Source organism: Nonomuraea roseola (assembly GCF_039535395.1).
Taxonomy (GTDB): Bacteria; Actinomycetota; Actinomycetes; order Streptosporangiales; family Streptosporangiaceae; genus Nonomuraea; species Nonomuraea roseola.
The window spans coordinates 1,622,886-1,637,962 of the sequence record NZ_BAAAXC010000015.1; the positions used below are offsets into that span (position 1 = coordinate 1,622,886).

The 15,077-nt window shown below is 69.6% G+C and carries 14 protein-coding genes; 5 read left to right on the forward strand and 9 right to left on the reverse strand.

Annotated elements, in window-relative coordinates; genetic code table 11:
* Positions 1–41: 41 nt before the first annotated feature.
* Together galE and ABFX55_RS30595 are read left to right on the forward strand one after the other, a co-directional pair.
* Positions 42–1,001 carry a UDP-glucose 4-epimerase GalE gene (gene galE / locus ABFX55_RS30590; RefSeq protein WP_346126191.1) on the forward strand — a complete coding sequence of 320 codons (960 nt, stop codon included), beginning with the start codon at positions 42–44 and terminating at the stop codon, positions 999–1,001.
* A gap of 26 nt (positions 1,002–1,027) precedes the next feature.
* Entirely contained in the window at positions 1,028–1,171 is a 144-nt protein-coding gene (locus ABFX55_RS30595) for a hypothetical protein (RefSeq protein ID WP_183650483.1), read from the forward strand.
* Between the two features lie 106 nt (positions 1,172–1,277).
* On the opposite strand, the gene ABFX55_RS30600 is transcribed toward ABFX55_RS30595, so the two are convergent.
* The 3 genes from ABFX55_RS30600 to ABFX55_RS30610 form a co-directional block, all read right to left on the reverse strand.
* Positions 1,278–2,093 (reverse strand): COG1361 family protein, encoded by an 816-nt coding sequence (locus ABFX55_RS30600; protein ID WP_346126192.1) that lies wholly within the window; start codon positions 2,091–2,093, stop codon positions 1,278–1,280.
* A gap of 248 nt (positions 2,094–2,341) precedes the next feature.
* On the reverse strand, positions 2,342–3,316 hold the full coding sequence (locus ABFX55_RS30605) for a malate dehydrogenase (protein ID WP_346126193.1): 975 nt from the start codon (positions 3,314–3,316) through the stop codon (positions 2,342–2,344).
* A gap of 55 nt (positions 3,317–3,371) precedes the next feature.
* Positions 3,372–5,417 (reverse strand): serine/threonine-protein kinase, encoded by a 2,046-nt coding sequence (locus ABFX55_RS30610; protein ID WP_346126194.1) that lies wholly within the window; start codon positions 5,415–5,417, stop codon positions 3,372–3,374.
* A 217-nt stretch (positions 5,418–5,634) separates the two neighbouring features.
* Between ABFX55_RS30610 and ABFX55_RS30615 the strand changes: the two genes are divergently transcribed.
* Positions 5,635–6,765 (forward strand): saccharopine dehydrogenase family protein, encoded by a 1,131-nt coding sequence (locus ABFX55_RS30615; protein WP_346131305.1) that lies wholly within the window; start codon positions 5,635–5,637, stop codon positions 6,763–6,765.
* 17 nt (positions 6,766–6,782) lie between these two features.
* Here the strand turns inward: ABFX55_RS30615 and ABFX55_RS30620 are convergent, their stop codons facing one another.
* Complete coding sequence (locus tag ABFX55_RS30620) at positions 6,783–7,814, reverse strand: polysaccharide deacetylase family protein (RefSeq protein WP_346126195.1); 1,032 nt, start codon at positions 7,812–7,814, stop codon at positions 6,783–6,785.
* A 344-nt stretch (positions 7,815–8,158) separates the two neighbouring features.
* Positions 8,159–9,010 carry an SDR family NAD(P)-dependent oxidoreductase gene (locus ABFX55_RS30625; RefSeq protein ID WP_346126196.1) on the reverse strand — a complete coding sequence of 284 codons (852 nt, stop codon included), beginning with the start codon at positions 9,008–9,010 and terminating at the stop codon, positions 8,159–8,161.
* Positions 9,011–9,478: 468 nt separating this feature from the next.
* Here ABFX55_RS30625 and ABFX55_RS30630 point away from each other — a divergent pair, with 468 nt between their 5' ends.
* Positions 9,479–10,402, forward strand: a complete 924-nt coding sequence (locus tag ABFX55_RS30630; RefSeq protein ID WP_346126197.1) for an RNA polymerase sigma-70 factor — start codon at positions 9,479–9,481, stop codon at positions 10,400–10,402.
* Between the two features lie 82 nt (positions 10,403–10,484).
* On the opposite strand, the gene ABFX55_RS30635 is transcribed toward ABFX55_RS30630, so the two are convergent.
* The 3 genes from ABFX55_RS30635 to ABFX55_RS30645 are packed head-to-tail and all read right to left on the reverse strand — an operon-like array spanning position 10,485 to position 13,165.
* The gene (locus tag ABFX55_RS30635) at positions 10,485–11,702 is read right to left on the reverse strand and encodes an NADP-dependent isocitrate dehydrogenase (protein ID WP_183650500.1); all 1,218 of its coding nucleotides are present in this window, start codon (positions 11,700–11,702) and stop codon (positions 10,485–10,487) included.
* Between the two features lie 51 nt (positions 11,703–11,753).
* Entirely contained in the window at positions 11,754–12,047 is a 294-nt protein-coding gene (locus tag ABFX55_RS30640) for a DUF3017 domain-containing protein (protein ID WP_346126198.1), read from the reverse strand.
* Entirely contained in the window at positions 12,044–13,165 is a 1,122-nt protein-coding gene (locus ABFX55_RS30645) for a citrate/2-methylcitrate synthase (RefSeq protein WP_346126199.1), read from the reverse strand. The genes ABFX55_RS30640 and ABFX55_RS30645 overlap by 4 nt, the downstream gene beginning before the upstream one ends.
* Positions 13,166–13,346: 181 nt before the next feature.
* On the opposite strand from ABFX55_RS30645, the gene ABFX55_RS30650 reads away from it, so the two are divergent.
* Positions 13,347–13,988: an FHA domain-containing protein gene (locus ABFX55_RS30650; RefSeq protein ID WP_183650508.1), complete on the forward strand. Its 642-nt coding sequence runs from the start codon at positions 13,347–13,349 to the stop codon at positions 13,986–13,988.
* Here the strand turns inward: ABFX55_RS30650 and ABFX55_RS30655 are convergent.
* Positions 13,909–15,072 carry an anhydro-N-acetylmuramic acid kinase gene (locus ABFX55_RS30655; RefSeq protein ID WP_346126200.1) on the reverse strand — a complete coding sequence of 388 codons (1,164 nt, stop codon included), beginning with the start codon at positions 15,070–15,072 and terminating at the stop codon, positions 13,909–13,911. The genes ABFX55_RS30650 and ABFX55_RS30655 overlap by 80 nt on opposite strands.
* Between the last annotated feature and the right edge of the window lie 5 nt (positions 15,073–15,077).

The window sequence follows — 15,077 nt, forward strand, 5'->3', positions numbered from 1 at the left end:
TGAAGCCGTACAAAATCAAACATGAACAAACAGAGGTGAACATGAAGCTTCTCGTCACGGGAGGCGCCGGGTACATCGGCAGCGTCGTCGCCGCGCAACTCGTCGAGGCGGGGCACGAGGTGACGGTCCTTGACGACCTGTCCACCGGGCACGCCGACGCCGTGCCCGCCGGCGCCCGCTTCGTGCACAGGTCCATCACCGACGTCGGCGACGCGCTCGACGGCGTGGAGGGCGTCCTCCATTTCGCGGCCAAGTCGCTGGTCGGCGAGTCGGTGGAGAAGCCGGGGCTCTACTGGGCGCACAATCTCGGCGGCACGCTGGCGCTGCTGGACGCCATGCGCTCGCACGGCGTGTCGCGCATCGTCTTCTCCTCCACCGCCGCGACGTACGGCGAGCCCGAGCGCTCCCCCATCCTGGAGAGCGACCCCACCCGCCCGACCAACCCCTACGGCGCCTCCAAGCTCGCCGTCGACACCGCGCTGACCGCCTACGCGGGGCTGCACGGTCTCGGCGCGGTGAGCCTGCGCTACTTCAACGTCGCGGGCGCCTACACCGCCGCCGACGGCCGCGTCTTCCGCGAGCGCCACACCATCGAGACGCACCTCATCCCCAACGTCCTCAAGGTCGCCACCGGCGAGCGCGAGTCGGTCAGCGTCTTCGGCACCGACTACCCGACGGACGACGGCACCTGCGTGCGCGACTACATCCACGTCGCCGACCTCGCCAGGGCGCACCTGCTCGCGCTGTCCGCCTGCGCCCAGGGCGAGCACAAGATCTACAACCTGGGGAGCGGCACCGGCTTCTCCGTCCAGGAGGTGATCGAGGTCTGCCGCGAGGTCACCGGGCACCCCGTCCCCGCGGTGGTCGGCCCCCGGCGCGCGGGCGACCCCGCCGTGCTGGTCGCCTCCTCCGACAAGATCCAGCAGGAGCTGGGCTGGAAGGCCGAGCGCGCCTCGATCCGGGACATCGTGGCGGATGCCTGGAATGCGCTCACCCGATGAGCCAAAATATGCTGAGATAGCGAAATGTGAGGACCTTTTCACAGAAGGTGCTGTTCGCTCTCGCGATCGTGCTCGGCTGCAGCCTGACCGCCGCCGGGGTGGTGTTCGCCACGACGGAGCCCACCTCGGCGACCCGGCAGGCGCCCACCTGCGCGCCCAAAGCCAGCTAAAGGGACGACTGGCCTAACGCGGCCCTGTCAGGTCTCTCGCCTCCTCCGTCCTCCTGCGCTCCACGGGCCGCGGACTGTTCGTCACCGTCAGCGTCGTCTCTTCCGGTCAGCGTACGGCGATGCGCATCCTGGCCTGGTTGTCGGCGGGACGGCGGTCGCCCAGCCGCGACGAGCGCACGACGGCCGTGGTCTCCAGCGGCCTGCGCGGAGCGCGGAAGGCGAGGGTGAAGCGCACCTTCCGCCCCGACGCCATGCGGCCCAGCGCGCACACCACCTGACCCGCGCCACCGCCGCACCTCGCGCCCTCGGCAGCCACCAGCCGCGCGCCGCCCGTCGTGAAGGAGACCTGGGCGTCGCGCACCGCCCGAGGGCCGCGGTTGCGGACCGTGGCCGCCATGGACAGGCGCCGTCCCCGCTTCGGACCGCTCGTGAGCCGCACCCCCAGATCCGCTCCCGGGTCCACGCGCGTGCCGAGCGTCACGTCGTTGTCCAGCGGGTCGCCGTCCTCGACCGCGGAGGAGATGTGCGCGGTCAGGCGCAGCGGACCCCGCGCGCCCGACCTTACGATCCCGTGGATCGTCACTCCTCCGTTCGCTCCCACGATCACGTCCGTCTCCGAGGGGCAGATCACCTCGCTGACCGTACGGCCAGGGCGGCACGTCGCCACGTCGACACCCAGGATGTCCACCTCCGGGGGCACGTTCACCCTCAGCACGGGAAGCACGGCGTCGCCGGGGCCGTCGTTGCGCACCTGGACCCTGTAGGTGATCAGCTGTCCTGGCTGGGCGACAGACGGGCTGGCCGACGCCGTCACGGACAGGTCGGCCCTGCCCCATTCCTCGTCGGCTCGCGCTGCTGTCTGGCCTGCCAGCACCGCCACACCGACCATGCCGGCGAGTACCCTCGCCGGTACGCGTCCCATGCCCACCAGTCCCCCGTAGCCTCGGTTCCGGCCGCCCATTCTTCCGTCCTGACCTGGGCAAACAGCTCCACCGACACGCACGGCCCCGAACCTGGGCGATCTTCGTGGCGGCCCCTGGACGACGTCGGGGCCGAGCCGGACGTCCTCGCCGTACCTGGGCGAGGCGAGCGGGCTCTCCGGCCAGGCCGCGCTCAACGCACGAAGGCGGGGCCCGGTCGTGGGCCCCGCCTTCGCCGTACGAGAGTGAGTTAGATCAGACCGAGCTCGCGAACCGCGTCGCGCTCCTCGATCAGCTCGGCCACCGAGGCGTCGATGCGCTCGCGGGAGAACGCGTCGATCTCCAGGCCCTGGATGATCTCCCACCTGCCGCCGACCGAGCGGACGGGGAAGGAGGAGATGATGCCCTCGGGCACGCCGTACGAGCCGTCGGACGGGATCGCCGCGGAGGTCCAGTCGGTGCCGTTGACCCAGTCGTGGACGTGGTCGATGGCCGCGTTCGCCGCGGAGGCGGCCGAGGAGGCGCCACGGGCCTCGATGATCGCCGCGCCGCGCTTGGCGACGGTCGGGATGAAGGTCTCGCGCAGCCACTCGGGGTCGACCTGCTCGGCGGCGACCTTCCCGCCGACCTCCGCGTGGAACAGGTCGGGGTACTGGGTGGCCGAGTGGTTGCCCCAGATCGTCATGTTCTTGATCTCGGTGACCGGCACCTGGAGCTTGGCGGCCAGCTGCGACAGCGCGCGGTTGTGGTCGAGGCGGGTCATGGCGGTGAAGCGCTCGGCCGGGACGTCGGGCGCGTTCTGCTGAGCGATGAGCGCGTTGGTGTTGGCCGGGTTGCCGACCACCAGGACCCTGATGTCGTCGGCGGCGTGGTCGTTGATCGCCTTGCCCTGGGGGCCGAAGATGCCGCCGTTGGCGCCGAGCAGATCGCCGCGCTCCATGCCGGCCTTACGCGGCATGGCGCCGACCAGCAGGGCGACGTTCGCGCCCGCGAAGGCGACGTTGGGGTCGTCGGTGATCTCGATGCCGGACAGCAGCGGGAAGGCGCAGTCGTCGAGCTCCATCGCGGTGCCCTCGGCCGCCTTCACCGCCTGCGGGATCTCCAGCAGGCTCAGCTTGACCGGGACGTCGGCGCCCAGCAGCTGGCCCGAGGCGATGCGGAACAGCAGGGCATAACCGATCTGTCCGGCAGCTCCGGTGACGGTTACCTTGACGGGCGCGGCCATGGCCTTCCCCTAACTCAGAAGAATCGAATCGTGACGTCTGGATGTTACTCGCTCGTCATCCGCAGGGTTCCATCACGGGTACCCTCAGGTCCGCCCTGAACTCGACATTGCTGAAATGGGTGGCGACGAGCTGGCCGATCACGTTGTTCGTGATGAGCTCGGAGATCGCGCCCTTGACGGCCTCGCAGGTGCGCACGTCGCCCTGCTTGATGCCGACGGCGTAGCGCTCGTCGCTCAGCGTGGCGCGCAGGATCCGGTAGCGGGCGTTCTCCCTGTTGGCGAAGCCCGCCAGCAGCAGGTCGTCGCCCGACACCGCGTCGACCTTGCCCACGGCGAGCAGCCTGATGCAGTCGGCGTAGTTCTCCGCGGTGACGGTGACCATGTCGACCATCTTCTGCACCTTGCCGACAGCGGTGCTGCGCTGGTCGCACAGCTTGCGGCCCTTGAGGTCGGCGGGCTTGAGGATCTTGCTGTCGCCGTCGCGCACGAGCACCGCCTGATGGGCCACGATGTACGGCCCCGCGAACAGCAGGTCGCTGTCGTCGATGGAGTAGGTCGCCACCACGAGGTCGACCCGCCCGTCGGCCAGCGCGTCGGCCCTTTCGTCCCTGGGCAGGACCACGAAGGTGATGCCGCTCTCCTCGACCCCGAGCGCCTTGGCCACGCGCTTGGCCACGTCGATGTCGAAGCCGGAGAACGACCCGTCGGCCATCTCGTAGCCGACGCCCGGGACGTCGCCCCTGACCCCGATCGTGATCTTGCCGGTGGCCGCCGCCCTGTCGGCGACCGAGTCGCCGGTGGGGGTCGGGTCGGGGCTGCGCTGACTGCCCAGCGCGATCGGCCAGCCGTACTGCACGGCCGCCACCGCGAGCGCGGCGACCAGCAGCAGGGCGAGGATCAGCGCCACCCACGGCGTCACGGGCCTGCGGCGCCTGGCAGGAGGGACGGCGGTCGGCGGCTGGCTCAGGTACCGCTGCTCACTCATGTGCTGCTGCACGGACCCCGACCGCCCACCGGGCGCCACGTACGGGTCGGGCACGGAGTGCCGGCTGGGCACGGCGTGCTGGCCGGACGCCGGGTGCTGGCCGGACGCCGGGTGCGGGTTGGCTGGCGGGTGCTGGTTGGGCACGGGCCGCAGCGCCTGGGCGGGGCGCTGGGCGGGCGGACCCGGCGGTGACTGCGCCCCGGACGGCTGGGCCGCGGTCGCGGGGAGGCGCGCCATCGGCGTGGTGTCGTCGCTGGCGATCTTCACGCCCTCGCTGAGGACGGCCGTGGAGGCGCTCGCCGTACGGGCAGGGTGACCGAGCAGGCGCAGCAGGATCTCATCGGCCGAGGGCCGCTCCCGAGGGTCCTTGGCCAGCGCGGCGGCGGCCACCCCGCGCAGCGGCTCGGGCAGCGCGCTGACGTCGACCTCGTGGTTGAGGATGCGGTTGAGCACCACCGCGATCGAGTTGCCCTCGAAGACCGTCACACCCGTCGCCGCGTAGGCGATCGTCGCCCCCCAGGCGAACACGTCGGTGTAGGGCCCGATGTCGTCGCCCGCGATCTGCTCGGGCGCCATGTAGGCGGGCGTGCCGATCGCCCTGCTGGTGATCGTGCCCGTGGAGTCGATGATCCGCGCGATCCCGAAGTCGACCACCCTCGGCCCGTCGGCCGCGATGAGCACGTTGTCGGGCTTGAAGTCGCGGTGGACGATCGAGGCCTGGTGGATCGCGGTCAACGCGGTCGCGGTGCCGATCGCCAGCCGCTCGAGCGCCTGCCCCGACAGCGGGCCGTCGCTCTCGACGACGTCCCTGAGCGAGAGACCGTCGATGTACTCGCTGGCGATGTACGGCGTGTTGCCCTCGAGATCGGCCTCGACCACGCGGGCCGTGCAGAACGAGGCCACCCGCTCGGCGGCCTTGAGCTCCCTCGCGAAGCGTGACCTGGCGATCGTGTCGCCGCTGAACTTCACGTGCAGCAGCTTGATCGCCGCACGCTCCCCCTGACTGTTGGTCCCGAGGTAGACGATCCCCTGACCGCCCTCCCCGATGCGCCCGGACAGCGTGAACGAGCCCAGCTGGCTGGGGTCGCCCGCCATCAACGGCGCGATCTGCGGCATGCGTCATCCCCACGTTGGCTTCTGCCTGACGACGCAAACTTTACGACGCTCATGAACCTCCCAGGGAACCGTTAACCGTTCGTGACGTCACAGTTGGTCACGACACAGCCCCACGGCAAAGGCGTTTCATCACACCTCGTCGGCCTCGAAGTCATCGCCTGCGTCAATCGTCACGCCGACCACACAGCTCTCGTCACGGGGGGCGCAGAATGACATTCTGGAGCGCATGTACGACATCGTGCTGTTCGGAGCGAGCGGGTTCACCGGAGCGCTCACCGCGGAGTACCTCGCCGAAGCCGTGCCGCCCGGTTGCCGGTGGGCGCTGGCCGGGCGCAACCGCGCCAAGCTGGAGGCTCTCGGCCACGACGTCCCCCTTCTGCACGCCGACGTCGACGACCCCGCCTCCCTCACCGCCCTCGCCGAGCAGGCGCGCGTGGTCGCCACCACCGTCGGCCCCTACATCAGGTACGGCGAGCCGCTCGTCAAGGCGTGCGCGCGGGCCGGCACGCACTACGTCGACCTGACGGGCGAGCCCGAGTTCGTCGACAGGATGTTCGTCCGCCACGACGGCATGGCCAGGAGCACCGGCGCCAAGATCGTGCACGCGTGCGGCTTCGACTCCATCCCCTACGACCTCGGGGTCCTCTACACCGTCGACCAGCTGCCCAGCGGGGTCCCGCTCAAGGTCAGCGGCTTCGTCAGGAGCAACGGCAGGGCCTCGGGAGGCACCGTCCACTCCGCGGTGACGGCGATGTCCAGGGCCAGGCAGATGGCCGAGGCGGGCACGCGGCGCCGTTCGGCCGAGATCCGCCCGAAGGACCGCAGGATCAGCTCACTGCCGGGCGGGCTGCGCTACGTCGGCGGATGGGCGCTGCCCATGCCCACCATCGACCACCAGATCGTCGCCCGCTCGGCCCGCGCGCTCGATCGCTACGGACCCGACTTCACCTACCGCCAGCACTTCGCGGTCAGGCGGCTGCCCACGGCGCTGGCTCTGGCGGCGGGGGCGGGCGCACTGGCCGTACTCGCCCAGATCCCCCCTGCCCGCGACTGGCTGATCGGCAGGATCGACGCGGGCGAGGGCCCGACGGCCGAGCAGCGCGCCAGGAGCTGGTTCAAGGTCACCTTCCTCGGAGAGGGAGGCGGCGCGCGGGTGGTCACCGAGGTCTCGGGCGGAGACCCCGGCTACGGCGAGACGGCCAAGATGCTCGCCGAGTCGGCGCTCTGCCTCGCCTTCGACGACGTGCCCGAGGTCGCGGGCCAGCTCACGACCGCCGTCGCCATGGGCAGACCGCTCATCGACCGCCTCCACCGCGCGGGCATCTCCTTCACCACCCTCCAGACCTGAATCCGGATCGGCCGCCTCTAGTACGGCAGGGCGCGCGCGGTGAAGTCCTTGCGCAGGAAGGGCGCCTTGAACTTGGGGTAGGCCACCGTCGTGGGATCGCCGTCAGAGGTGTAGCGCTGGTCGGCGTTCTGGTTCAGCCAGTCGAGCCACGCCGTCGAGCAGAACTGCGCGCAGTCGCCCTTCTTGTCCATGGCCCTGATCCTCGGGATGCCGAGCGGGTCGAAGTTCTTGTTGTACGGCGCGGGCGCCGGCGTGTACCCGGCGAGGAAGACTCCCGCGTGGTTGTAGGCGACGTCGCCGCTCTTGCCGCTGCGCGCCCAGTCCTTCTTGCGCGGCTGGTTGCCGTACGGCAGGGCGAGCGTGACGGGCGGCGCGCCGTCGAGCGCCGTGACCAGCTTCTGGCCCGCCGCGATCTCGTCGACCACGGCCTTCTGCGGCTTGCCCGACAGGCTGTGATGGTCGCGGGTGTGGTTGCCGATGTCGAAGCCGTTCTGCTTCAGCCACAGCAGCATCTGCGCCTGCTCCTCGGGCGCGGTCTTGCCGAACATGTCGCGGGTCACGTAGAAGGTGGCCGCGGCACGGAATCCGGGGTTGCGCTTGGCGACGTCCTGCAGGATCTGGACGGCGGTGCCCTGCTTGGGCTGGCCGAGCTCGTCCAGCGTGAGCTGCGAGGGCGAGGAGTCGTCGAAGGTCAGGACGACGGCGTGCTTGCCCGCCGGGATGTCGATCTTGCCGGTGGTGTACTCGGCCGCGCTGACGGGCACGTAGCCGTCCTTGGCAAGGCGCTCGAGATCGGACCTGAACTGCGCGGGGGTGCGGTCGTCCTGGGTGGTGGGCTTGTCGACCACCCGGTGGAACATGATCACGGGGATCTGGCCGAGCTCGTTGGCCTTCACCTTGGCCGCCGCCGCGACCTTGGCGGCCTTCGCCTGCCGCGTCGCCGCCGCGGTGTCCACCTTGGGCTTGGCGACCGTGGTGTCGGTCCCCACACCGCCACAACCGGCGGCCAACGCGCCGATCACTACCAACCCTGCACCTAGCACCCGCATGAGAACCCCCGGAGATCGACTACGGAGTGCTCTTACCCCGATACACCATGTGAACGGCTCTTGCGTCGGTATGAAATCCGTCAGGCTCTCATGACATGCGAAAGGGCCGCCCTTGGACGGCCCTCTGGCAAGGCAAGACGGTCAGGACGGCGTCACACCACCTCACCGGCCCGGACCGCACGAGCGGAGGGCCAGGAAGATCGACCGGCGGCGTCGGGGCCGGCCGTCGACCCCGCACAGCTCACGCGCTCACGACCACGAACAGGGGCGCCAGGCTCCAGCCGGGGCGTGCATCGCGCCGGAAGAACGGCGCGGCTCAGGGCTCGAGAAGCTCGGACCGGTTGTCACCGGTCTTCTTGATCGAGGTTGCCGTGAGCCTCCGCCGAAAGGTCCTGCCAGTCGGCCCAGGTCTTGAGCCGGTCGGCGTAGACCTGCTGGAGCATCGGGTAGAAGCCCAGGCCGAAGAGCACCCGCAGGGGCGGGTTGTCGGAGTCGACGATCTTGAGCAGTGCCTGGGCCGCGGCGACCGGGTCGCCGGCGGGCTGCTTGCCCGCGAACCCCGCGAGGCGCTGACGGAGGCCGTCGTAGATCGGGTTGGTCTCGGCCATGTGGCCGTTGTTGAGTACATCGGGGTTCTTGCCTGACCTGGTGGCGAAGCCGCCGGGCTCGATCACGGTCACCTTGATGCCGAAGTCGGCGACCTCTTGGGCGAGGGCGTCGTTCAGGCCTTCCACGGCCCACTTGGAGGCGTGGTAGGCGCCGCCGAGCGGCATCGCGAAGAGGCCGGCCGCCGAGGACAGCTGGATGATGTGGCCCGCGCCCTGCTCGCGCAGGTGGGGCAGCGCGGCCTGGATCACCCACACCGCGCCGAACAGGTTGGTCTCCATCTGGTCGCGCAGTTGCTGCTCGGTCAGTTCCTCGATCGCGCCGATCTGGGCGTAGCCGGCGTTGTTCACGATGACGTCAAGACGGCCGAAGTGTTCCTTGGCCCGCTTGACGCTGTCCAAGACGGCGGCCTTGTCGGTCACGTCCATCTCCAGTGGGAGCACCGCGTCGCCATGGGCGGCGACCAGGTCGTCGAGGCTTCCGGCGTTCCGGGCGGTCGCTGCCACCTTGTCGCCGCGGGACAGGGCGGCCTCGACGAAGGTGCGGCCGAGACCGCGCGACGAACCGGTGATGAACCAGACCTTGCTCATGATGTCTTTCCGTTCTGTCTGCGGTGGCGGTTTTCCTCGTTGCCGTGTTCGGCTGCCACACCCCCTAGACGAGACAGCCCGGCGAAGATGTGAGCCCCGCCGAGTGTGACGTGTGTCTCGCCCACGCTCCTGGCATGGCAGCCAAGGCAGCCACCGAGCGGGCAGCGGTGGCGGTCGTCCGGTCGTGGGCCGGCGGGTGGCCGAGCTCGTCTCGGGCTTTGTCCCGGCTAGCGCCGGCGATCCGCCACGACTGCCTGCCCTTCGATGTCACAGACGGCGGGGCTGTCTCGTCTCGGGTGGTAGAGCCACACGATGCGGGTCTCGGGCGGCAGGCCCGGCTGCCGGCCGGCGAAGCGGCAATGATAGGGATGACCGAAGGGCGTGGACTGTCCAACGCCGAGGCCGAGCGGGAGTTCGGCCGGCAGCCGCGCCACCTTTCGTGGCGGCAGGGTTCAAGGAGGAGCCGGCGTGACCCGCACCGAGGAGTTCCAGGAGCTGCGGCCGCTGCTGTTCGCGATCTCCTATCGGATCCTGGGCAGCGTGAGCGAGGCCGAGGACGCGGTCCAGGAGACCTGGCTGCGCTACGAGGGCTCCCCTGCCGAGCCCAGGTCGCCCAAGGCGTTCCTGTCGGCCACGGTGTCCCGGATCTCGATCGATGTGCTGCGGTCGGCCCGCGTCCGGCGGGAGGAGTATGTCGGGCCGTGGTTTCCCGAGCCGCTGCTGACCGACCCCTACCAGGACCCGGAGCGGTCGGCGGAGCTGGCCGACTCGGTGTCGATGGCGGCCCTGTTGCTGCTCGAGCGGCTCAGCCCGCTGGAGCGCGCGGTCTTCGTGCTGCGGGAGGTGTTCGCCTTCAGCTTCCGGGACATCGCCTCGGCGGTGGAACGGTCGGAGGCGGCGTGCCGCCAGCTCGCGGTGCAGGCGCGCCGCCACATGGACGAGGGCAGGCCCCGGTTCGAGGCCGACCGGCGCGAGCGCGAGAGACTCGCCATGCGGTTCTTCGACGCCATGAGGGAAGGGGACGTCGACGGGCTGCAGGAACTGCTGGCCGCCGACGTGCACATGGTCGGCGACAGCGGCGGCAAGGCCCCGCAACTGGCCCGCCCCGTCATCGGCGTCGAGAAGGCGACCCGGACGCTCGCCGCGTTCATCCCGATGCTCGCCAGAACCGGCGGCGTGATGGAGCTGCACGAGGTGAACGGCCAGCCGGGCGCGATCTTCCGCGACCGGGACGGCAGGGTCCTCAACACCTGGGCGCTCGACATCGTCGACGGGCGGATCCAGACGATCCGCACGGTGAACAACCCCGACAAGCTCGGCCACCTGGGCCCCGTGGGGGACGCCTGGGCGACCCTTCGCGAGGTGACCGAGGCCCGCCGGTCCGCGGACTGACCGCGAGAGGCCCGCAGACGACCCCAGGCATGCGAAACGGCCCCTACCGTGCGGAGAGCCCGCAGGTAGGGGCCGTGTTCGACTAGAGAGACATCTTCTTCTTGAGGTTCTCGTCCAGCGCCGCCAGGAAGTCCTGGGTGGTGAGCCACTTGGCGTCGCCGCCGACCAGCAGGGCCAGATCCTTGGTCATCTGACCGCTCTCGACGGTCTCGACGCAGACCTCCTCCAGCTTCTCGGCGAAGTCGATCACCGCGGGGGTGTTGTCGAGCTTGCCGCGGTGCTGCAGGCCACGGGTCCACGCGAAGATCGACGCGATCGGGTTCGTGGAGGTGGGGTTGCCCTTCTGGTGCTCACGGTAGTGACGGGTCACCGTGCCGTGAGCGGCCTCGGCCTCGACGGTCTGGCCATCGGGGGTCATGAGGACGGAGGTCATGAGGCCGAGCGAGCCGAAGCCCTGCGCGACGGTGTCGGACTGGACGTCGCCGTCGTAGTTCTTGGCCGCCCAGACGTAGCCGCCCTCCCACTTCATGGCCGCGGCGACCATGTCGTCGATGAGGCGGTGCTCGTAGGTGAGCCCGGCGGCGTCGAAGTCGGCCTTGAACTCGGTCTCGAAGACCTCGGCGAAGATGTCCTTGAAGCGGCCGTCGTAGGCCTTCAGGATCGTGTTCTTCGTGGACAGGTAGACGGGGTAGCCGCGGTTGAGGCCGTAGCGCATGGACGCGCGGGCGAAGTCGCGGATCGACTCGTCCAGGTTGTACATCGCCATGGCGATGCCGGGGCCGGGGAAGTCGTACACGTCGATCTCGATCGGCTCGGAGCCGTCCTTCGGCGTGTAGGTGAGGGTGAGAGTGCCCTCGCCCGGGATCTTCAGGTCGGTGGCGCGGTACTGGTCGCCGAAGGCGTGACGGCCGACGACGATCGGCTTGGTCCAGCCCGGCACCAGGCGCGGCACGTTCGACATGATGATCGGCTCGCGGAAGATGACACCGCCGAGGATGTTACGGATGGTCCCGTTCGGGGACTTCCACATCTTCTTGAGGCCGAACTCCTCCACCCTGGCCTCGTCGGGAGTGATGGTCGCGCACTTGACGCCCACCCCGTACTTCTTGATGGCGTTGGCGGCGTCGATGGTGACCTGGTCATCGGTGGCGTCACGGTGCTCGATGCCGAGGTCGTAGTACTTCAGATCGACGTCGAGGTAGGGAAGGATCAACTGGTCCTTGATGAACTGCCAGATGATCCGGGTCATCTCGTCGCCGTCAAGCTCGACGACGGGGCCCTCTACCTTGATCTTGGGCATGCGTATGGTTCCCCTTCGTGAAAATATGGGTTGAGGTTATCCGAGGCGTGGTCACCGGCCGAAAAGGGCCAGGAGTTGCGCCTTCAGGTCGGGGTACTCGAGGAAGAGCGCGGTGACGACCAGCGCCGCTCCGAGCACCGCCAGCGTGGGAGCGTCAACGTTCTTCGTGCGTACGGCAAGCGCCCCGCCGTACCCTGCGAAACGAACGGCGGCCGCCACCAGGAGCACCGCTCCCAGCGCGAACCCGCCCCACTCGGCGTCGACCAGGAAGATCGCGAGCACGCCAAGAACCGCACCCGCCATCACCAGCGGGTACGGCCCCCAACGCTCAGCGGTTCGGTTCATCGCTCGTCAATAGGCTTCCACTTCTGTTCACGCTCTCCGATGTACTCACTGTCCGGCCGGATCAAACGGTTGTCCGCGTGCTGCTCGATCACGTGCGCGGTCCATCCGGACATGCGGCTGATCGAGAAGACCGGCGTGAACAGGTCGGTCGGGATGCCAAGGTAGTGGTAGACGGTGGCGGCGTAGAAGTCGACGTTGGGATAGAGGCTCTTCGTCTCGAAGACGACCTCCTCCATCTCCTTCGACATCCGGTAGTACGTGTCGTCGCCCGATCCGGCGGCCAGCTCCTCGGACATCCTGCGCAGGTGCGTGGCGCGGGGATCCTCGGTCTTGTAGACGCGGTGGCCGAAGCCCATGATCTTCTCGCCCGCCGCCAGCTTGTCGCGCACCGACTGGGCCACCTGGGACGGGTCGAGTGACTCCAGCGTCTTCATGACCTGCTCGTTCGCACCGCCGTGCAGCGGGCCCTTCAGGGTGCCGATCGCGGCGACGATGGCCGAGTGCATGTCCGACAGGGTCGCGGCGCAGACGCGGGCGGCGAACGTGGAGGCGTTCATCGTGTGGTCGGCGTGCAGGACCAGGCAGGCGTCGAAGATCTCGACCTGGCGCGCGGTGGGCCGCTCCCCCGTGACCTGCAGCAGGAAGTTGCCCGCGATGCTCAGGTCGGGATCGGGGTCGGGAAGGCTCCCGCCCGAGCGCGCGGCGTGGTAGCGCGCGACCAGGAGCGGCTGCTGGGCGGTCAGGCGGGCGGCCTTGCGCAGGTCGGCATCGGCCTCGATGGAGTCGCGGTCGGGGTCGTCGGCGCTGGCGAGGGAGACGAGCGTGCGCAGCGCCTCCATCGGTTTCTGCTTCTCGGCGACCTCGGAGATGTTGGCCGAGACCAGAGCGCCCAGCTCGCGACCCCTGACGAGCTCGGCGCCGTAGGCGGCCAGCTCGTCACGGGTGGGCAGCTTTCCCCGCTGCAACAGGTAGGCGGTCTCTTCGAACGTCGCGCGGCCCGCCAGGTCATGGATGTCGTATCCACGGTAGAAGAGGCGACCGGCCTTGCCGTCGATGTCACTCAGCGCTGTGGACGCGGCTACGACATCGGCCAGGCCTTTTGTGGGCTTGTCCGCCATGTGTGTTTCCTCCGCTTATCTTCGTCCGAAGTCTACCCGTGAGCAGGTAAAACCGTCCGCAGAGGTCCAGACCAATTTCACGCCGGATTCTCCTTATGGCAAAGGCGATTCCGCATCCCTTCGTTTGGGTAAGCCGGAGCTGTAGTTACAGTAACGGCGGGCTACCTGGGGAGGAACTGCCGTGGAGGGGCCCTTCATACGCATCGAGGACACTGGCGAGGTGGTCCCGTTGCGTCCCGAGATCACGACCGTGGGGAGGGGCCGGGGCGTCGACATCCGGCTGACCGATCCAAGCGTGTCTCGGCTCCACGCTGAGTTCGTACGGCGCGGGCCGTACCTGTATGTCGTTGATCTGGGCCTGTCCCGCAACGGCACGCGGGTGAACGGGAGGCCGATCGCCCGGAGGGTCCTTGACGACGGCGACGTCGTCTCCTTCGGCGCGGCGCGCGGGCGCATCGGAGGAGTGCCGCGAGAGGACTTCACACCGGAGGTCGAGCTGCGCAGGGCGGCCGCGCCCGAGCTGACCAGGCGAGAGGTCGACGTGCTCACGTCGCTGTGCAGGCCGGCCCTGTCGGACGAGGCGTTCGTCGCCCCCGCCACGGCGCGCGAGATCGCCGACGACCTGGTGGTGACCGAGGCCGCGGTCAAACAGCACCTGCTCAGGCTTTACCAGAAGTTCAGGATCCCTGAGGGCACCAACCGCCGCACGCGGCTGGCCAACGAGGTGGTGGCGCTCGGGCTGGTCAGGCCGACGCCGGTGGTGCCGCCTCAGCGTTCTGGAACGTCCCAGGAGAGCCAGCCTGCGGGTCGCCGAGCCTCCTGACCCGAACGGCGACCGGTGCTTCGGCGAGGGGTTCCGGCAGCCTGAGTGGTCCGGATCCCGGAGTGATGGTGCCGAGCACGCGCGGGCCCGACGCGCCCGTGCAGCTCGGCACCGTGGCCGCGAGACCGTGCGCGGTCAGCCAGCCGAACAGGGAGAAGGCGATGGCCTCCTTGGCGTCCGAAGGGATGCCGAGGGCGTCGCTCGGCACCAGCCGCGCCTTCGTCATGGCGGCGAGCATCCGCATCAGCGCCGGGTTGCGCACGCCGCCGCCCGACACGATGACGGTGCCGAGCGCGTGCCTGTCGATCTCGGCGGCGACCGTCCTGGCGGTCAGCGCGGTCAGCGTCGCCACGAGGTCGGCCTGCGGCAGGTCCGAGGTGACGTAGCCGGGGGTGAACAGCTCCTTGCCCGTGGTCTTGGGCGGGTCCTGCCGGTAGTACGGCTCGGCCAGCAGCTCGGCGAGCAGCCGCTCGTCGACCGTGCCCGCCTCCGCCAGCGCGCCGTCCCTGTCGTACGGCGGAGCCGCCGCGTCGATCAGCGCGCACGCGGGGCCGGTGTCGTAGGCGATCTCCGGTGTGGTGAGGTTCGCGATGCCGCCCAGGTTGAGCGCCCCGCCCCTGCCCCGCAGTCCCTTGATGAGGAGCTGGTCGAGGTAGGAGACGAGGGGTGCGCCCTGCCCTCCTGCCGCCACGTCGCGCACGCGCAGGTCCGACACCACGGGCAGGCCGGTGCGCTCGGCGATCCAGGCGGGCTGGCCGAGCTGCAGCGTGCCGTGCACCCGGCCGCCTGAGACCCAGTGGAAGAGGGTCTGGCCATGCGAGCAGACCAGGTCGGCCGGGCCCGCCGAGAGCGCCGCCTCGGCGAAGGCCTGGCCGATGAGCGTGTCGAGCGCGCACACCTCGCCCATCGACACCGTCGCCGGCGGGAGTGCGGCCTTGACGCGGGCTCTCAGCTCGGCCGGGTACGGCCTCTCGCCGGTGTGAGTGATCACTCCGGTGAGCGTGCCGTCCTCCATCGACCAGTCGACGATCGCGCTGTCGATGCCGTCGTGGGAGGTGCCTGACATGAGGCCGAGAACCCGCATACGGA